The organism is Paenibacillus tritici, assembly GCF_018207515.1.
Classification (GTDB): domain Bacteria; phylum Bacillota; class Bacilli; order Paenibacillales; family Paenibacillaceae; genus Paenibacillus_AQ; species Paenibacillus_AQ tritici.
On the sequence record NZ_CP073365.1, the window covers coordinates 2,277,174 to 2,296,143 of the forward strand.

Below are 18,970 nucleotides of genomic sequence, written 5' to 3' on the forward strand. Positions count from 1 at the left end.
GCAGCAGCCTGTCCCCGAATGGAGGGATGGGCTGCTGCTTTTTTTTAATATTTAAGCCTACCCCGGCCGTTTGCCGGACCTGCCGCTTACCCGGACCTCCAATAGTTGTGCGCTAATCTCCTGCTGCCAGGCGGTGTCTTGTGTATCAGCTGCCAGCAGGCCCTCCATATGGAGGCGTGCCATCTCCCAGCAATAGACAGTGTTGATATGCAGACAGTGCTGAAGCTCGTCTTGTTCCGCCGGAGCCAGCGGACGCTTCAGACTCAGAGTGTACAGTTCAGCCAGGCGTTGATGAACCGCAAGCATAACATTCCTCCTTATCAGGCTGTGAGCGAATAGCACCGGAGCTGATGCGCTCAGTATCTGCTATTAGCCTGGCCCTGGAGGGGCGGATTCAAACCGGAAGGAGGCATAATTTGATTATTCAGATCAGCGGATAAATAAAGTTCTTGAAATCGCTTTTATTTATGCTACAATAACAGTAATACAGGATTGTGACCGGTAACGCGGGCAATGCCTAAGCTGATTCGAGTATCATTTTATGAATGATATTGGGATCAACTTAGGCTTTTTTTGTACAAACTATGCGTCAGGGGGTGAAATAGAGATGATTATCGAAAAGGTGCTGAACAATAATGTGCTCCTGACCAAGAACCAGAAGGGCAAGGAAGTTATTGTGATGGGCAGAGGAATTTCCTTCAATAAGGTTGCGGGTGATTATGTTGATCCTGCCAAGGTGGACAAGATTTTTCTGCTGAACGAGAATGAATTCACAGCCCGGCTGACCGAGCTGCTGAATGATATTCCGGTGGTTCATCTGGAGCTGGCGAGCGGGATTGTATCCTATGCCAATGAAGTGCTGCGCACGGAGCTAAGCGATAATCTCTATCTGACGCTGACGGATCACATTCATTTCGCGCTCCAGCGTTTCGAGAAGGGAATTCTGCTGAAGAATGCGATGCTGTTTGAAATCAAACGTTTTTACAAAAAGGAATTCGGGATCGGGCTGGATGCGTTGAAGATGATTGAGGAGACTACGGGTCTTGCACTTGGTGAAGATGAAGCCGGGTTCATTGCCCTGCATCTGGTCAACGCCAGAATGGATGGCACTGAGGTAAGGTCTACCATCAAGATGACGGAGATCGTCCAGAATATTCTGAACATCGTTACCTATCATTATAAAGTGGTACTGGATGAGAATTCGCTGAATTACTCGCGGTTTCTGACCCATCTGCAGTATTTTTCCATGCGGATTCTGAAGAAGGAGACGAACAACAGCGGTGAGGAGTTTCTGTATAACCAGGTGAGGCAGACCTATGTCAAGGCTTTTGAATGCGTGGGCAAGATCAATGAATATCTGGAGAAGACCCATGGACAGAGCTTAAGCAAGGATGAATACGTCTATCTGACCATTCACATCCAGCGTGTAACGGACCGCAATAGTCTGGAGTAACGCGTAACATCAACAACCATCCTCTATAATTTCATATTTTCATCGGACAGGGTGTAACTGGTAATGCAGGCAAAACCTGAACTGATGGCAAAATAGCGTGTACGGACGCCTTCTTTTGCCTTGAGTTCAGGTTTTTCTTGTTTGCAGAGGGGAAAGATAGAACATTGCTGGCACAAATCGCCTCTGCAGCGATGCTTATAATACAGATTCTCAAAAGGAGCAAACTCACATGAGCAACAAAGATTTATCCAAACAAATCATTACACTCGTTGGCGGAGAAGGGAATGTGAATTCCGTCTTCCATTGTGCCACACGCTTAAGATTCAAGCTGAAGGATAACAGCAAAGCCAATAAAGCAGCACTGGAGAAAACGCCGGGCGTCATTACAGTAGTCGAAAACAGCGGGCAGTTCCAGGTCGTCATCGGCAATAATGTCAGCCAGGTGTTTGAACAGATTATGAAGGAAACCTCGCTTCAGGATGCCGAGAAAAACGGTGGTGACGAGAGCTCGGAAAGTACCGGGGTGTTAGGCAAAGCGGTAGATATTATCTCTAGCATTTTCTCGCCGATTCTCGGAGCACTGGCCGGGGCAGGGATTCTTAAGGGCTTGCTGGCCCTGATTCTCTCCCTGAAGTGGATTGACGCCACCAGCGGCACTTACATGATCCTTAATGCAGCTGCCGACAGCGTATTCTATTTCCTGCCTGTCTTCCTGGCGGTTACAGCAGCGCGTAAATTCAAGGCGAATCAATTCGTGTCCATTGCCATCGCCGGAGCCTTGATCTATCCCGCTGTCGTTGCGGCCGTAGGCTCACCAGACCCGCTGCACTTCCTGGGGATCAAGATTATACTCATCAACTATTCCTCCAGTGTAATCCCGATTATTCTGGCGGTATGGGTACAATCCTATGTGGAAAAATGGTTCCGTTCCTTCATTCATGAGTCGGTCCGGAACATTCTGGTTCCCATGTTCGCACTGCTCATTGTTATTCCGCTTACGTTCCTGGCCTTCGGACCTGTAGGTTCACTGATCAGTGACGGACTCGCTTCCGGTTATACCTGGCTCTACAATCTCAGTCCGCTTGTGGCCGGAGCCATTGCGGGGGCGTTCTGGCAGGTATTCGTTATCTTTGGTGTACACTGGGGCTTCGTGCCGATCATGCTCAGTAATATTGCTACCCTGGGACAGGATACAATGCTGCCTATTCTCAGCGCGGCAGTACTGTCGCAGGCCGGGGCAGTCTTCGGCGTATTCCTGAAATCGAAGAACCCGCAGCTTAAGGCGCTTGCTGGTTCTTCCACACTGTCGGCGGTCTTCGGCATTACGGAACCGACGATTTACGGGGTGACCCTGAAGCTCAAAAAGCCGTTCATCTACGCCTGTATCTCCGGCGCGATCGGCGGTGCGATTATTGCCACAGGCGGCGCAAGAGCATTGTCCTTCTCCCTGCCGGGTCTGCTGGCTTTGCCGACGTATTTCGGCACCGGATTCATCTGGGTAGTCATTGGTATACTTGTAGCATTCGTACTGTCTGCTGTACTGGTATTAGTTCTTGGATACAATGACCCTGAGGCAGCTCCGGCGGCTTCTGTTAACCAGGGTGGAGTTACCGGTACCACGACCCCAACGCTGATTGATAAAGAAATCGTGGTAAGCCCGCTGTCTGGAGTGCTGCAGCCGCTGGAGAGCCTGCCTGACGAAGCTTTTGCTTCCGGCGCCATGGGCAAAGGGATTGTCATTGAGCCGTCTTCCGGCAAGCTGACCTCTCCTGTGAACGGAACAGTGACCACTGTATTCCCTACAGGACATGCCATTGGGATCACCTCGGATAGCGGAGCTGAGCTGCTGATTCATGTCGGCGTTAATACCGTGAAGCTCAAAGGACAGCATTTCAACAAAAAAGTAACGGAAGGCGATAAAGTGGAAAAGGGCCAGCTCTTGCTGGAATTTGATCTGGAAGCCATCCGGGCAGCGGGATTTGTAACCGCAACTCCGGTCATTGTAACCAACTCGGCACAATACCTTGATGTGCTTAAGAGTACAGGAACAGATGTTACAAACGGCGAGCTTCTGCTGACATTAATCCGGTAATCAGTGACACAGGTAATATTCAACACCAATAAGGGCTGTCCTCAGCTTGGCCAATTGCTGGCTCAGCGGGACAGCCCTTTTGTCTGGGCGGAGAAGTCTTGCCGGGTTATTCCATATAAATCTCCACGACGGCAATGGTGCGTTCGCGTGACAGGTCAAGGAATTTACCTTCGCTCTGTACGAGCGGACGAAAGACATCCAGCGGGTTGTTCATAATGATGACTCCCATATCTCCGGTGCTCAGCAGGACGCGTTTGCCGATGAAGTTGGGCATCAGATGATTAATGAAGGCCTGGACCGGTTTGCCGTTCAGCTTGCCGAAGCTGAGTGAGTTGATCTCGCGCAGGACGGAGATCAGCTCCTGCTTGGACTGATAGACCCGGTGAGTCGTCATCGCGCTGTAAATATCAGCAACGGCTGCAATCTGGGCGTAAGGGTGAATATCTGTCTTGGTCAGCTGCCGGGGATATCCGGAGCCGTCTTCCCGTTCATGATGCTGTAAGGCAACCAAGGCTGTAAAGGGGTCGTTCATGGAATTCTGAATGATCTCGTATCCGTATACCGTATGTAATTTGATCTCATCGTATTCTGCAGGTGTCAATTTGCCGGGCTTGTTCAGGATAGCGGGGGAGATGCGGCATTTGCCGATATCAATCAAGTATCCCGCACGGCCGATCTCGTAGCATTCTGTCTTGGAATAGCCAAGCCATGTGGCGAGGTAATACGAGAGCATGCCTACCTGAAGGGAATGGTTGTAGGTGTAGTTATCTTCCCGGTCCAGCAGCAGAAGGAGTGACACTACATCCTTGTGTTTGTCGAGCGTGGATAATGTCGGCTGAAGAATATCGTCCACCACAGACTGATTGAAGCTGCCTTTGCTGAGCGCTTCCATATATAGAGACTCGAAACCGTCAATCATGATATCGAAGCTGCCGGTTGCAGCCTGAATGATTGAGGTCCGGCTGGAAGGGGCAGGCTCTTCCTGCACGGACTCGATATCTACATAATCAACGCCATGCTGGATGAGCTTGGCGATTTCCTCCATGTGCAGCCGTGATCCCTTAGGTAGTACATGAAGCCCGCGTGAGCTGAAGGTATCCATCCGCAGATGATCACCCGGTTTAAGGTCCATCACGTGTACTCTCAATGAATAGGCCACCTTACTATAGCAATTTTTTTGAGCATAGCAACAAATTATGTAATATTCAATGGTGTAAGAGTACTGAATTATGACTTGCGGCTTGTGCAACTGCGCAGATTAGCGGGGGGCGGGCAGGCCGGGTTAACCGCCGGATACAGGAGGGATCAACGCCACCTCTGAGCCTTCAGTAATATCCATGTCATCAGGCGCGTATTCATGGTTAACAGCGATCAGGGAGACTCCAATCTGTGGGGCTGCATCGGGATAGGAAGCCGAGAGGAGCTCTTTGAGCCTGCCGGCAGTGACAGGGGACTCATGGGCATGGAAGATCAGAGTGGAGGAGCCGATGACTTCGGCCAGGCCGGCGAACAGCCGAATGGAGATGTGCATGAATTTTCACCCTTTCAGGACGTAGGTCCGGACAGCTTATAATGATTACAATATACCATAATGAGCCTGAAAATGTTATGCTAACTCTAGAAGAAACACAAGCCTGCCGCTTACACTATAAACGGCTGTACAAGTGGGAGGGAAGCCAGATTATGAAGCCTGGGCCGCAAAGATTAACGATTATTCATACCAATGATATACATAGCCACTTCGAAATGATGAGCCCTGTCGCGGCTGAGATCAACGCCATGAAGGCTGCCGCAGGAGAGGAGCCTGTGCTGCTGCTTGATATCGGCGACCATATGGACCGCGCTGCCGTAGAGACAGAAGGCACAATGGGACAGGCAAACATTGATATTATTAATCTGACCGGATATGATGCGGTAACCATCGGCAACAACGAGGGCCTCACCTTCTCCCGGGAGATGCTCTCAGCCCTGTATACAGGCATCCAGTGTCCTGTGGTATGCTGCAATTTCCTGGAGACGGCCACGGGAGAGCCCCCGCACTGGATGCAGCGCCACGCCATCCTGGAGAAGGACGGCATCAGGATTGGCCTGACCGGAGCTACAGCGGCGTTCAGCTCCTTTTATTCCCTGCTGGGCTGGGATGCGCTGGACCCGGAAGCCGCGCTGCGTGAGCAGTGCCAGCTCCTGTCACCGCAGGTGGATATCCTGATTATTCTGTCCCATCTGGGGCTTCCCGCAGACCAGAAGCTGGCAGAGAACCTGGAAGGTGTGCATGCTATTCTGGGCGCACACACCCACCATCTGCTGGAGCAGCCGCTTATGATTAACGGCACAGCCGTATGCGGCGCCGGCAAATTCGGCCGGTACGTCGGCCGGCTGGTATTTGAGCGGGAACAGCCGGGAGAATCGTTCCGGCTGGCAGAAGGAGGCTGTGCCGCAGTCGATCCGGCACAGCCTGAGGAGAGGATCGCTCCGGCAGCGGCTATCCATCTGCAGCGCGGCCGTGAGGCACTGCAGGAGACCGTTGCTATCAGTGACCGGATGCTTCCCCTGGACCTCCAGGGAGAGTCTCCCTTCGGCAACCTGCTCGCACAGGCAGTCCGCCGGTTCACGGGCAGCCCGATCTCGCTTGTCAATTCCGGCCAGCTGCTCGGACCGCTGCCGGAGGGCAATATTACGGCAGGCATGCTGCATGCGTTATGCCCTTCTCCGATTAATCCCTGTATTGTTCAGCTTACAGGCAAGGATATCCGCACGGCGCTGGAGCAGAGTCTCATGGCGGAGTACCGTAATAAGGTCATCTACGGCTATGGTTTCCGGGGAGAGGTGCTGGGCACCCTGGCCGTTGACGGATTAAAAATCTTGTACGATCCAAGGGTCATGCCTTATGATAACCATATTGCCGTTTTTGCCGGCGGAGAGAGGCTGGAGGACACAAGGGTGTATAGCGTCGGCACGCTGGATATGTTTACTTTCCGTACGGGCTATGAGAGTATAGCTAATGGCCGGGAGGCGGTATATTTATTGCCTCATTTCCTGCGTGATCTGCTGCGGATGGAGCTTCAGCGGCCGGGGAGTCTGGAGGAGTCTGAAGCGGTCCGCTGGGAGCTACGATCCACCTGATCATACCTACAACATTGTATGAACATTAGTAATTATCGCTATGCCAGGTTTCATTGACTAGATCAGGAGGAGTAATATGGATACAATTACAGCAATTATTCTCGCTATTGTAGAAGGAATTACCGAATTCATTCCGGTTTCATCCACGGGTCATATGATTCTGACCACTAAGCTTCTGGGCTTCAACGAGCAGGATGCCATCATGAAGACGTATGAGATCGTGATCCAGCTGGGGGCGATTCTGGCCATTGCGATTGTCTACCGCCAGCGGATTCTGAACCTGCTCGGCATCGGCCGCAGCCGCAGAGACAGAGGCGGAGTCATGCCGGCATCACGCCTGAACCTGATCCATGTCCTGCTGGGTATCGTTCCTGCGCTCGCTGTCGCCTTTTTCGCCCGTGATTTTATCAAAGGTCTCTTCGGCGCATCTACAGTGCTCTGGGCGCTAGTGGCCGGCGGGGTTCTGATGATTGTTGCGGAGTGGGTGAACAAACGCAAGATCCGGGTGACGGCGCATGATTTGGACGATCTGTCCTACGGGCAGGCGCTGGCAATCGGACTGTATCAGATTATTTCTGTACTCTGGCCCGGGTTCTCCCGTTCCGGCTCGACGATATCCGGGGGGATGCTGAGCGGGGTAAGCTACAAGGCTTCGGCGGACTTCTCCTTCCTTATAGCGATTCCCATTATGTGCGCGGCCTCGGGGTATGAGCTGCTGGATTCCTACCGTAATTTCACGAATGAGACGATCGGGTATTTTGTCATCGGCTTCATTATTTCCTTCATCGTGGCTTATGTGGTGGTGGTTCTGTTCATGAGAATGATCCAGAAGATCAGACCGACGCATTTCGCCATCTACCGGTTCATCCTTGCAGCCGTCTTCTGGCTGTTTATTATGCGTTGATCTCAGCTTGGCATCACCGGGAGGAACGCGCAGCGTCTACATATGCTTGCCCGGTCGCTCATCATGGTAACGGTATAGGCATCGTGTCTGACCCAGGGATTCCACAACAGAGTAGCAATTTTACCGTTAAAGGCAGGAGTGAGCCAAGGTGCGTCTAGTATCCATGAATCGGCTTCAGGCGGGAATGAAGCTGGGTAAAAAAATATATAATGATGAAGGGCTGGTTCTGCTTGCGGACGGAGTGGAGCTTACCGATGCCTTGATCAGGCGGCTCGCCAAAATTGATATCGGCTATATCTACATTGAAGATTCGCTCACAGAGGATATTGTGATTCCCGGAATGCTGCAGGATGAGACGCGCAACCAGGCGCTCAAGGTCATCAGGAACCAATTCCAGCAAATGTCCGGCGCTTCTGGAATTACCAAGGGCTTCTATCATCTCGACAAGAAATTCTCCAAGGTGATGGATTCCATCCTCGACGACATGTCCCTGCAGGAGGACCCGATGATCATGCTGCTTGACATGCATACGGCGGACAACTACCTGTATGTCCATTCCCTGAACGTATGCCTGTATACTCTGGTGCTTGGCATTGCCCACGGCTACAGCAAAGAAGAGCTTCGGGTCATCGGACTTGGTGCGCTGCTGCATGATATCGGCAAGACGCAGATTCCTGTCAAAATTGTACAAAAGCCCGGCATGCTGAGCGAGGAGGAATTCCGCCACATGCAGGCACATACTGAGATCGGATACCGGATTCTCAAGGAGGAGCCGAATATTCCGCTGCTGGCGGCCCACTGTGCCCTGCAGCATCATGAACGGATTGACGGCTCCGGCTACCCGCGCGGACTGACCGGCCCGCAGATCCATGAATATGCGAAGTGGCTGGGGGTCGCAGATTCCTATGATGCGATGACCTCCAACCGGATATACAAAAAAGCCATGCTGCCCCATCAGGCAGTAGAAGCGCTGTATGTAGGCTCCGGAACACTGTATGAGCAGAAGCAGCTGGAGCTGTTCAGAGACCGGGTGGCCATCTACCCGCTGGGCCTTACCGTGAAGCTCAGCTCCGGCGAGAGCGGTGTTGTGGTCAAGATTGATCCAAGCACACCGCATAGACCCGTTGTCCGGGTGCTGAACGGACCGGAAGGCGAAACGGTTCCCCCCTATGAGCGTGATCTCAGCAAAGCCCTCTCTGTAGTCATTGTTGATGTGACGGACGGCGGAGAGCCTGTAGTGAAAAGTACCGGATAGGTGTTCTGGGCAGCGAGGAGAGAATATAGGCATCCTGCAGAAACTGCGGAGCTGTATTCTCTGCCTGGCTGTTTTTTTGAAAAGATAAGAATGTATAGGCTTCGCGTGAGAAGAGGGCCGGATGCGCAGTTTTTTATTAGTCGTGGTATGATATAGCATAAGTTATCGTTCTTTTTCATTAGATTTGGGTTAATAATAAGGAATAAGCATTAAAGGAGCATTAAGAAATGAGTATATTAGAGCCATCATCATCTGTAGTACCTGTAAAAGAGCTATCGCCGGAATACGATCCATGGGATCCGATTACTTCACTCCGCCGGTACGGACAGCATGTACTGACCAGTGTAGAGATGACGGTCACGAATCTGTGCAACATGCGCTGTGAGCACTGCGCTGTCGGTGACAGCCTTACTATGAAAGAGGGGGAGCTGCTGCCTCTGACCCATATGCTGAACCGTTTGGAGGAGGTAGAGCATCTGCAGACCATCAGCATTACAGGCGGAGAGCCGATGTTCCGTGCCGGAACGGTGGAGAATACCATCGTACCGCTGCTGAAATATGCCAGGGAGCGGGGCATCCGTTCACAGATCAATTCCAATCTGACCATGCCGTATTTCCGTTATGAGCAGCTGCTTCCTTATCTGGATGTCATGCACATCTCTTTCAATTATGTGAACGGGGATGACTTCCATGAGGTGGGCTTCGCGAACAGCGGGCATCCGGTCTCGAAGGAAGCCGCCTACCGGCTGTACGACACGATGCTGGAGAATTCGCGCCGGCTCAGCAGTGACGGGATGCTGATCTCTGCGGAGTCGATGATTAATTACCGTACCCATACCAAGCTCCCCGAGATTCACAAGCTGATTGGAGAGATGGGTGCAAGAAGGCATGAGGTACATCCGATGTATGCTTCCAGCTTCGCCTCGAAGCTGCCTGTATTGTCCCTCAAGGAGATGAATGCGGCCATTCATTCTCTGCTGGATGCGCGTGACCCGGAGATGTGGATGCTGTTCGGCACCCTGCCGTTCTTCGCCTGCAGCTTCCTGGAGGAAGACCAGCAGCTGCTGCGCAGACTGCGCAGCGAGAAGAATGTGACGCTGCGCAATGACCCGGACGGAAGAAACCGCGTGAATGTGAATCTGTTTACAGGCGATGTCTTTGTAACGGACTTCGCGGACATTTCAGCTTTTGGCAATATTAGCAGCTCCAGGCTGGATGACATTTTCACCGAGTGGCAGACTAAGCATCCACTCAATCAGAAGGTGAACTGTCACTGCGATGCCGCAGGCTGCTGCGGACCTAACCTGCTCGTAGCCGATATGTACTATCCTGAGGTTGATTTCAAATCAAGAAAAGCGATCACTCTGTAGAAATGGGGCGTTATTATAGTGCATACGGAATTCGACATAGGAAGATTAGTGCTTAATCTTTTGCTCGTTCTGGTGCTCGTATTATTGAATGGGATCTTCGTTGCGGCGGAATTCTCGCTGGTCAAGGTCAGGCAGTCTCGTCTGACCCAGCTGGTCAGTGAAGGCAACAAAATGGCCGGATATGCGCTGAAGGTCAACAAGCGGCTGGATTCGTATCTGTCGGCTACGCAATTCGGGATTACACTCGCCTCCCTAGGCCTTGGCTGGGTCGGGGAACCGGCAATCTCTGAGCTGCTCGTGGAACCTCTGATGTACCAGCTGGGGGTTACAGATCAGACTCTAATCTCTACGGTATCTGTAGTTATCGGCTTCTCCATTATTACCTTCTTACATATTGTGCTGGGGGAACTGGCACCGAAGTCTCTGGCTATCCAAAAAACCGAAGGCTCCGCATTGCTGCTGTCTGCACCGCTGATGTTCTTCTATAATCTGTTTCTGCCCTTCATCTGGGTATTGAATGCGTCAGCCAACGCTCTGCTAAGACTGTTCGGCGTGGAGCCGGCCAGCGAAGCCGAGGCTGCCCATTCGGAAGAGGAAATCCGGATTCTGATGAATCAGAGTGCGAAGAGCGGGGTCATTGATCAGGATGAGATGAAGCTGATGGATAACATCTTCGAATTCTCGGACCTGCTGGCCCGCGAGGTTATGCTTCCGCGAACGGATATGGATGTACTGTACAGCAATCTCCCGCTGGAAGAGAATATGCGGATCATTACGGAGACGAAGCATTCACGTTATCCGGTTGCCTTCGAGGATAAGGACCGGATTATCGGCTTCATCCATATCACTGATCTGCTGTTCGCTCCGCAGGAGCAGCAGAATGACCTGACTTCCCTGGTCCGGCCGATTCTGAATGTGCCGGAATCCATGGAGATCAGCCACGCGCTGCGGCTGATGCAGAAGAATAAGGCCCAGCTGACGCTGGTCGTAGACGAGTACGGCGGAACAGCGGGGCTTCTGACCGCTGAAGAGATTCTGGAGGAGATCGTCGGCGATCTGCATGACGAATTCGAGGATGAACGCCCTAGCGTAGAGCACAACGGGGAGTATATCTCCGTGGAGGGCCGGATGCTGATTGAAGACGTCAACGATCTGACCGGCGTCGTAATCGAAGATGATGAGGTAGATTCCATCGGCGGCTGGCTGTTCAAGGAGCTGGAGGGCAATCCGTCCAAAGGCAAAAAGATTGTCGTCGGTGACGTCACCTTCGAGGTGGAGGAATCCACCCGGCTGCGGATCACGAGGATTAATATCCACCGCGAGACTCCGCCGGTGACGGAAGAGGAGACAGAGGCAGAGGAAGACGGGAAAGAATAAACGGATTGAAACGCTGAATCCGTAATGCCAAAATTAACAGGGTACATCAGAGGCCATGCAACCGGGCTGCTGGTGTGCCCTGTTTTTTTGTTGAATTATAAGAAGTTATAGGTTGCACACGATAACCGTCTAAAAGGACGGAAAATCCGTTTCCACTCTAGGGTGATTTTATTCTCTTGCAGTTCTTTTCTACCCTGGAGCTGTCATAAGTTAGTTACGAGGTAACGATAAGAGATCTGGAATTATGAAGGAATGCCGTCAAAACTCTTTAAGAGGAGGAATGATCATTGAACTCCCAGGAACGCGTATGGACACCATATAGGGGACCGTTTGACCCTTGTCCGCCGGTGCCGTTCAAGACGTATGTTGTGCCGCCGAATCAATTCATTACGTTTCAGCCCCCGAATCTCCCGCAGTTCTCTCTGCCGGAAGCCCTGAAGCATGGGACCTTATGGCCATCGCTGTACAGCCCTTATGAGTCCAAGTTCAAAGGAGTGAGGTAGGTTATGGAAGCTAATCCTTGCGAGCCCCGTTATTATGAGATGCTGGAGCAGCTGCAGGTACTCGATTTCGCACTGGTAGAGCTGAACCTGTACCTGGATACTCATCCCCAGGATGTGAAGGCGATTGAGCAGTTTAATCAGCTGACGTATGAACGCACGAAGCTGGCGAATCACTTCCAGGAGCTATACGGACCTTTGCAGAATTTCGGCCGCGCCTACTCCAAAGCTCCCTGGCAGTGGAGCGAGAGTCCCTGGCCTTGGCAAGTCTGAGACATGAATGAAGCCGGGAATGAAATAAGTCTGAGGAGGGGGAAGTTCACGAATGTGGATCTATGAGAAAAAACTGCAATACCCGGTGCGTGTCGGCAAATGTGATGTGCGGATGGCCCGGTACCTGATGGAGCAATACGGCGGTGCGGACGGGGAGCTGGCAGCGGCACTGCGTTACATGAACCAAAGGTATGCCATACCGGACAAGGTCATCGGCGTATTGACAGATATTTCCACCGAGGAATTCGCTCATCTCGAGATGATCGCCACGATGATCTACAAGCTGACCAAAGACGCATCGGTGCAGGAGCTGGAAGCCGCCGGTCTGGGCCCGAACTATGCGCAGCGGGATCACGCGTTGTTCTACCAGAACTCTGCCGGTGTACCCTGGACAGCGTCCTACATCCAAGCGAAGGGTGATCCGATCGCCGACCTGTATGAGGACATCGCCGCAGAGGAGAAGGCGAGGGCTACATACCAGTGGCTGATCGACATGACGGACGATGTTGATCTGCAGGACGGCCTGAAATTCCTGCGCGAGCGGGAGATTATTCATGCCATCCGGTTCAAGGAATCGGTGCAGATTCTGATTGACGAGAAGGATAAGAAACGGATATTCTGAGGGGATACGATTTGCATGACAAAGCAGCCTTCTGTGAGGCTGCTTTTGTTGTGGTCGGTGACGGATTTCAGATGAGATAAGGGATGAGCAGGACACTTTGGAGATGATTATTCCAGAGCACCAGATCCTGCGTTTTCAGTTTATCTTTCTCGCTGAAACGGATGCTATCCTTTTGAAGGACGGCGCAGTAGTTTCTACTTAAAATATCTAGCGTAGACCATGGGATTACCCAAGGTCTTTTTTTATTGTATAGGAAATTATATTATCCGTCTGTTGTGGATAAGAAGCGTGGGCAAAATGTATGCGGAAAACTGAATACAATGTGAGGGTGCGAGGGTGCGTAGGCCAAATGTAATCGAAAAACCGAACACAATTGGACTGGGAGCGCCGCGTAGGCCAAATGTAATCGAAAAACCGAACACAATTGAACTGGACGTGCCACGTAGGCCGTGCGTTTATCGCAGGTTGTGCCAGAAGTATTGTCACAGAAAAACCGAATACAATGTGAGGGTGCGATTAAGTGTGAGCCAAATGTATGGGGAAAAACCGAATACAATGTGCTGGTGCGAAGATGCGTGGTCCGGATTCTCGGCAATGGGCAGAGGGATAAGGGAGGTAGCCATACGAGTTGACTGGACCGCAGAGGTTCTTACATTATCCACCCGCAGGGTGATTTTGTATTGTCCTGGAAATGAAGAGCATTAGTGCACTTGAATTCAGCGAGCGCGGACAAAATGAGCCAATGAAGAGCATAAGTGCACCTCGCCAGCTGCCCCCGGGAGTAGGGGAAGAAGAAGGGGGCAGAAAATATTAAACACAAGGACAGAGGAGGGCGATGCCATCGCCGCCTAAGCCCCTCCGGTAACCCCACGGTGCCAGATATCTTCATCTATGAGATAATAGCATCACGAATATTTGAAGCGCAGCAGGGAATGGAGGGGACCTTATGGTGTTGGAGCGGTGGCGCGGATTCATCCGGGCCTGGCGGGATTATCCCTTACCGGGTGGGGCTGTGATTGGCGGACGATACAAGATAGACCTCCTGCTTGGAGAGGGCAGCTACGGGCTTACTTACCGCTGCTATGATACAAGAGATGGCGCTCTGTTGGCGCTTAAGCAGTCCAGACCGAGCAAACAGGCGTTGGGCCGGACAATGCTGGCCAAGGAGAGCGCAATTTTGCAGGCCATGGATCATCCTAATATTCCGAAGTGCCGTGACTATTTCAACTATAAAGGCTCGAACTGGCTGGTGACGGACTATATTACAGGACAGACGCTGGAGGATCTGATCTTTGATGAGCATGTGATCTATGGTGAGCGGGAATGCCTGGCTATGGCGCTGAGATTGATGAACATGGTAACCCATGTGCATTCGCGCGGATATGTTCATCTGGATCTGCGGATTCCTAACGTAATTCTCCATAAGGAGGACCTGTACTTAATTGATTTCGGATTAGCAGAAAAGATTGGAGAGACGGATACCGTGCTTGAGCGGCTGAAGCCAAGGAAGGAGTCGTGGCCGGAACGCAGGCCGCCGGTGATCGGCTCAGATCTGTACGATGTGGGACAATTGATGCTGTTCATGCTCTATTCTGGCTATCAGCCGGAGCGGGGTGGGCCGGAGCGAAGCTGGCAGGAAGAGCTGGAATTGTCGCCTGGAATGCTGCTGCTGCTGACCCGGCTGCTTGGAGAGCAGGAGTGCTATCCCGACTCAGCTTCATTTGTCCGTGAGGCCGGAGAACTGTATGAGCAACTAATGTCTTGATCTCCGCCAAAAAAAGACGCCCTCACCAAACGGTGACACGGCGCCTTGTGCATGTGTATGAAGCAATTAAGCTAAGCTCAGCTTGAACTGCCGTAACGGTTCTTATAATATTTATGTCCGGTTCCTCCGCGGCGGGCGTCTGATGAGGAGTGGCGCTTGTATCCGTGGCTGCTGCTTGAATGCCTTCTGGATACTGGCCTCCCTTTATGACTGCTCGAATACCTGCGGTGCCCGCCATGTTTGGACTGCTCTACGGAGTGCAGGACCTTGCCAAGAATTTTCTTGAACATTTTGTTTCCTCCTCGATGGTGGTATAAGCTATTGCAGCGCAGCTATAATCGTTAGTTACCCTTAAGTACGGCCACCGCACCTTACAAGTTTCAAAAAAAATTCATCTGCCAAAATATGGGGTTGTACCCGATTGCCATTTTGCTATAGGATTGGGATGCGTTTACATTTCATAGGAATAATCCAATAATGGGAGGGCAATTAAATGATTAAGACTGATTTCGCAGCGTACAAATGGATGAATGAGGGGAACATCAGATTTGAGGATCACTCGATCATTATGGAGGCACCGGCTAAAAGTGACTTTTTCTGCAATAACGGGGCTATAGCCGAAGAAGGGCTTACACCTGAGAATCTGACGAATGCGCCCTTCTTCTATACAGAGGTGTCGGGAGATTTCGTGCTGCGGGTGAAGGTGAGTCATGACTTCCGGGATACTTACGATTCTTCTTCGATTATGGTCATGCAGGACCTGGCGGTCTGGGCCAAAGCCTGCTTTGAGCTGACAGATTTCGATACTCATGCTGTGGTCAGCGTAGTCACGAACCAGACCTCGGATGATGCGAATGGATGTAATATCGACGGGAATGAGGTATGGCTGCAGGCGGCCAGGTCCGGGAATGCCTTCGCTTTTCATTATTCTACCGATGGCGTAAGGTTTGATATGATGCGGTTCTTTAACCTTCCGGTGGAAGATACGATTAAGGTAGGGTTGTTGGCACAAGCTCCTACCGGCGAAGGCGGGGCTAGGGTCTATAAGGAGCTCTCGCTCGAACACCGGACGGTTAAGAATATCAGAGCCGGTTCATAGAACCGGGCTGGTCAAGCAGAATCAGCTTGTGCTCTTGGCCTGTCTGGGCCAGATGAAATAGGTAACGGTGATGATCAGATCAATGCCGACCACAACGGACCATACCGAAAGGATGCCTGACAGTGCTTCCGTGCGGGAGGCGTCGTCTATCCAGACAATGAGTCCATAGAGAATCCCTGCGGCGAGCGCAAAAGAGAGCAGATGCTTGACGAAGCCTTGGAGATAATGCTTGGCATGATCCATACCGTAACGCTTGACCGGCTTCGTCCCTTGCTTGGTAATATAGTAGCGGAAGCGTTCATCGGCCCAGGCGATCATGCTTTTGCCGAAGACAATGGATATGGAGATATAGACGGCTGCAAGCGCATGTGCTGTCGTCGCGGAAGCACCATGAGCCAGATCAACGCCGGAGATAACTAACAGAATGATGTCGAGTACCGGAGTCAGTGCCAGGAAAATAAGCCCCAGGGTGGGCCGCTTAAAAATATAACGTGCTGTAAAGCCGGCAAGAATGACTACCCAGAATAATACCTCACAGGTGACAATCGCCCATGCTACCAGATTCATAATACACCCCTTATCTTAGATGGTGGTACTAATGGAAGTATAGCAGCGATAATTAAATAATACAATTGTATTATTTAAATTGTGTTTCATATTTGGGCTATGCTACAATATGGATATGCCAAAAATCGTAGATCATCAAGAACGTAAATCGAATATTGCCGAAGCCACCTGGCGGGTTATTATCCAGCAGGGAATCCAAGCGGCTACGGTGCGTAAGATTGCTGCTGAGGCGGGAGTCTCTCTGGGAGCGCTGCGTCATTATTTCTCCACTCAGCATGAACTGCTGTTATTTGCTATGAATCTGGTGAAGGAGCGGGTAACTGCGCGGATCTTGGCGATCATACATACGGATCTTCCTCCCAGGGAACAGGTTGCCAAGGTGCTGCTGGAGCTGCTCCCCACGGATGACGGCAGCATGGCTGAAATGGAGGTATGGTTCGCATTTACCTTTCATCTGAGGTCTGCCGGGGATAAGAGTGCTGAGCTTGACGATGCTATCTATCCTCTGATCGTCCGGCTCATAGATTATCTGGATCAGCATGGGCTGCTCAGGCAGGGGTTGGACAAGGGCGATGAAGCGGAACGGCTGTATGCCCTGGTGGACGGGCTGGCCATGCACGCTATGCTGGAGCCTGAACGGCTGGACAGAGAGCGGATGGTCCGGGTGCTGAATGTGCATTTGGAGTCTATCTGCTTCGGCTGAGGGCCCGGTCATAGGCTGTATTTCAAGACTTTACTTCAATTCAAAGAGGCAAAACCGTCACCTGAACGAGGGTGTGGTTTTGCCTCTTTGTTGTTGGGAGATGACGCGGGCTATTCCTGTTGTCTCTGGATCACTAATTTCCCCCGGTACTTCCCGGCTTCATAATGAGCATGGGCACCGGTTACTCCCTGTATGGTGAACGGAAAAATTTTGTCGACATGCACCTTCAGCCTGTTCTCGCTGACTTGCCGGACAATGGCGGACAGGTCCTCGCGGTTCGGCTCTATATAGGCAAACTGGGCCTCGATACCACGAACCTTGGGATGAGTGGCGATCAGCGGGTCTACAAGGGAGACCAGCCTGCCGTGATCCCGCAGAATCTGGATATTCTTCCGTTCGGTTGCCCCTATCCCTGTCTCTGCATCTACAGTACGGTCCCGCACCATATCCAGCACGACATCCACCGGGCCTGCCGCTGCTGAGAAATCAGTGATTGTATAGTCAATGACTTCATCTGCACCGAGCTGCCGCACCAGATCATGATTATACGCACGGGCTGTGGCGATGACATAGGCGCCATGCTGCTTAGCCAGTTGAACGGCGAGGTGTCCCACGCCGCCTGCGCCTGCGTGGATAAGAATCCGCTGACCGGCCAGCAGCTTGCCGTACTGGAACAGGGATTGCCAGGCCGACAAAGCAGAGGCCGGTAGAGCACCTGCTTCCTGGAAGGAGAGGCCGGGCGGAATGACAACGGCTGAGCTTTCTTCCAGTGCTACAAAGTCAGCGTAACCGCCGCCGGATCTGGTGAGTCCCATGACGCGGTCGCCAGTCTTCAGATGCGCTACCTTCCTTCCGGTCTCCCGTACCATTCCGGCTACCTCTACACCCAGCACATGCGGGAACTGAACCTGCATCACCTGCTTGAATGCACCTGAGCGGACCAGGGTGTCTGCGGAGCTTGCAGTGGTTGCGTACATCTCAACCAGCACCTGGGTATCGGTAAGGGCGGGAGCAGGGAGACTCTGTTCTGTGAACACTCCGGGGTTACCGTAATGCTCGATCACAATGGTATTCATAATTGAATCCTCCCGTCTCTATAGTTGAGCGTCTGTTGATTTATGAATAGGCGTTCAATATAATGATCCTACCAGTGCGTTATCGCTGTATCAATTGCTAGAATTCCAGAATCCGTTCAGTATTGCACACAATCAGGAGAAGTGTTCAACTGATCCAACTAGGGTGAATGGAGTCAAGAGGGAGTTATCTATGGACAGACGGATACGTAAATCACGCGAAGCTATTATCGGAGCTTTTATCCAGCTGATCGGGGAGAAGAATTTCGAACAGATCACGATTAACGAAATTGCCGAGCGGGCCAATGTAAGCCGGGGCACGGTTTATTTACATTACACTGACAAATACGATCTGCTGGATCAGTGCATCCGAACTCATTTTGTCCAGCTGATCGACAGCTGTCTCCCTTGCGGCGAGCAGGCGCTTTTCCCTACAGCAGAATCTTTGCGCTATACGTTCCGTTATCTGGATGATCATGCTTCCTTCTATGCCGCAGCACTGGCCAATCAAGGTGTCCCTGCGTTCAGAAACCGTCTGCAGGCGGTACTGCTGCGGGGATTCGACAAACAGGTGGATATGAGCGGCATTAACCGGGGGATGGAGAAGGGCATTCTGGTGCAATTTCTGGCTGTGGCGATGACCGGTATGATTGAGCACCTGGTTACCCGGGCCACGACATATTCAGCAGCAGAGCTGGCAGAACAAGTGTGGGCGCTAATGGAGCGCAACCAGATGGTTCCGCAGGTACAGCTTACCCCTTGAGCGGCTCAGGTTCACTTGGCGGACTACTTCC

The 18,970-nt window shown here is 51.8% G+C and carries 20 protein-coding genes; 14 read left to right on the plus strand and 6 right to left on the minus strand.

Going from position 1 to position 18,970, the window contains the following annotated elements; translation table 11 throughout:
- Positions 1-57: 57 nt before the first annotated feature.
- Entirely contained in the window at positions 58-306 is a 249-nt protein-coding gene (locus KDC22_RS09550) for a DUF7667 family protein (RefSeq protein WP_173138591.1), read from the minus strand.
- A gap of 301 nt (positions 307-607) precedes the next feature.
- Between KDC22_RS09550 and licT the strand changes: the two genes are divergently transcribed.
- Both licT and KDC22_RS09560 read left to right on the plus strand, forming a co-directional pair.
- Positions 608-1,453, plus strand: coding sequence for a BglG family transcription antiterminator LicT (gene licT / locus KDC22_RS09555; protein ID WP_173138589.1), 846 nt, complete (start codon positions 608-610; stop codon positions 1,451-1,453).
- A 229-nt stretch (positions 1,454-1,682) separates the two neighbouring features.
- Complete coding sequence (locus KDC22_RS09560; RefSeq protein WP_211722854.1) at positions 1,683-3,545, plus strand: beta-glucoside-specific PTS transporter subunit IIABC; 1,863 nt, start codon at positions 1,683-1,685, stop codon at positions 3,543-3,545.
- Positions 3,546-3,651: 106 nt separating this feature from the next.
- Here KDC22_RS09560 and KDC22_RS09565 read toward each other — a convergent pair whose 3' ends face one another.
- Together KDC22_RS09565 and KDC22_RS09570 are read right to left on the minus strand one after the other, a co-directional pair.
- Positions 3,652-4,692 (minus strand): HD-GYP domain-containing protein, encoded by a 1,041-nt coding sequence (locus KDC22_RS09565; RefSeq protein WP_211722855.1) that lies wholly within the window; start codon positions 4,690-4,692, stop codon positions 3,652-3,654.
- 135 nt (positions 4,693-4,827) lie between these two features.
- Positions 4,828-5,076 carry a MoaD/ThiS family protein gene (locus KDC22_RS09570; protein ID WP_173138576.1) on the minus strand — a complete coding sequence of 83 codons (249 nt, stop codon included), beginning with the start codon at positions 5,074-5,076 and terminating at the stop codon, positions 4,828-4,830.
- Between the two features lie 152 nt (positions 5,077-5,228).
- Here KDC22_RS09570 and KDC22_RS09575 point away from each other — a divergent pair, with 152 nt between their 5' ends.
- The 9 genes from KDC22_RS09575 to KDC22_RS09615 all read left to right on the plus strand — a co-directional run bounded on the left by KDC22_RS09575 (position 5,229) and on the right by KDC22_RS09615 (position 14,734).
- On the plus strand, positions 5,229-6,668 hold the full coding sequence (locus tag KDC22_RS09575; protein WP_211722856.1) for a bifunctional metallophosphatase/5'-nucleotidase: 1,440 nt from the start codon (positions 5,229-5,231) through the stop codon (positions 6,666-6,668).
- Positions 6,669-6,744: 76 nt separating this feature from the next.
- Entirely contained in the window at positions 6,745-7,572 is an 828-nt protein-coding gene (locus tag KDC22_RS09580; protein ID WP_173138572.1) for an undecaprenyl-diphosphate phosphatase, read from the plus strand.
- Between the two features lie 148 nt (positions 7,573-7,720).
- On the plus strand, positions 7,721-8,827 hold the full coding sequence (locus KDC22_RS09585; protein WP_211722857.1) for an HD-GYP domain-containing protein: 1,107 nt from the start codon (positions 7,721-7,723) through the stop codon (positions 8,825-8,827).
- Between the two features lie 227 nt (positions 8,828-9,054).
- A complete protein-coding gene (yfkAB, locus tag KDC22_RS09590) occupies positions 9,055-10,197 on the plus strand; it encodes a radical SAM/CxCxxxxC motif protein YfkAB (RefSeq protein ID WP_211722858.1) in 1,143 nt (380 codons plus the stop codon).
- Positions 10,198-10,215: 18 nt separating this feature from the next.
- Positions 10,216-11,574, plus strand: a complete 1,359-nt coding sequence (locus tag KDC22_RS09595; RefSeq protein ID WP_425517018.1) for a hemolysin family protein — start codon at positions 10,216-10,218, stop codon at positions 11,572-11,574.
- Positions 11,575-11,861: 287 nt separating this feature from the next.
- Positions 11,862-12,077: a spore coat associated protein CotJA gene (locus KDC22_RS09600; RefSeq protein WP_173138566.1), complete on the plus strand. Its 216-nt coding sequence runs from the start codon at positions 11,862-11,864 to the stop codon at positions 12,075-12,077.
- A gap of 3 nt (positions 12,078-12,080) precedes the next feature.
- Entirely contained in the window at positions 12,081-12,347 is a 267-nt protein-coding gene (locus KDC22_RS09605; protein ID WP_211722859.1) for a spore coat protein CotJB, read from the plus strand.
- A 52-nt stretch (positions 12,348-12,399) separates the two neighbouring features.
- Entirely contained in the window at positions 12,400-12,969 is a 570-nt protein-coding gene (locus tag KDC22_RS09610) for a manganese catalase family protein (protein WP_173138564.1), read from the plus strand.
- A gap of 946 nt (positions 12,970-13,915) precedes the next feature.
- The gene (locus KDC22_RS09615) at positions 13,916-14,734 is read left to right on the plus strand and encodes a serine/threonine protein kinase (protein ID WP_211722860.1); all 819 of its coding nucleotides are present in this window, start codon (positions 13,916-13,918) and stop codon (positions 14,732-14,734) included.
- A 77-nt stretch (positions 14,735-14,811) separates the two neighbouring features.
- On the opposite strand, the gene KDC22_RS09620 is transcribed toward KDC22_RS09615, so the two are convergent.
- On the minus strand, positions 14,812-15,024 hold the full coding sequence (locus KDC22_RS09620) for a hypothetical protein (RefSeq protein WP_211722861.1): 213 nt from the start codon (positions 15,022-15,024) through the stop codon (positions 14,812-14,814).
- A gap of 203 nt (positions 15,025-15,227) precedes the next feature.
- Between KDC22_RS09620 and KDC22_RS09625 the strand changes: the two genes are divergently transcribed.
- Positions 15,228-15,833: a DUF1349 domain-containing protein gene (locus KDC22_RS09625; protein ID WP_211722862.1), complete on the plus strand. Its 606-nt coding sequence runs from the start codon at positions 15,228-15,230 to the stop codon at positions 15,831-15,833.
- A gap of 21 nt (positions 15,834-15,854) precedes the next feature.
- On the opposite strand, the gene KDC22_RS09630 is transcribed toward KDC22_RS09625, so the two are convergent.
- A complete protein-coding gene (locus tag KDC22_RS09630; protein WP_173138553.1) occupies positions 15,855-16,400 on the minus strand; it encodes a hypothetical protein in 546 nt (181 codons plus the stop codon).
- Positions 16,401-16,515: 115 nt separating this feature from the next.
- On the opposite strand from KDC22_RS09630, the gene KDC22_RS09635 reads away from it, so the two are divergent.
- Positions 16,516-17,103, plus strand: a complete 588-nt coding sequence (locus KDC22_RS09635; RefSeq protein WP_211723973.1) for a TetR/AcrR family transcriptional regulator — start codon at positions 16,516-16,518, stop codon at positions 17,101-17,103.
- A 110-nt stretch (positions 17,104-17,213) separates the two neighbouring features.
- Here KDC22_RS09635 and KDC22_RS09640 read toward each other — a convergent pair whose 3' ends face one another.
- On the minus strand, positions 17,214-18,179 hold the full coding sequence (locus KDC22_RS09640; protein ID WP_211722863.1) for an NADP-dependent oxidoreductase: 966 nt from the start codon (positions 18,177-18,179) through the stop codon (positions 17,214-17,216).
- A 190-nt stretch (positions 18,180-18,369) separates the two neighbouring features.
- On the opposite strand from KDC22_RS09640, the gene KDC22_RS09645 reads away from it, so the two are divergent.
- Positions 18,370-18,939, plus strand: a complete 570-nt coding sequence (locus KDC22_RS09645; RefSeq protein ID WP_211722864.1) for a TetR/AcrR family transcriptional regulator — start codon at positions 18,370-18,372, stop codon at positions 18,937-18,939.
- Positions 18,940-18,970: the final 31 nt, after the last annotated feature.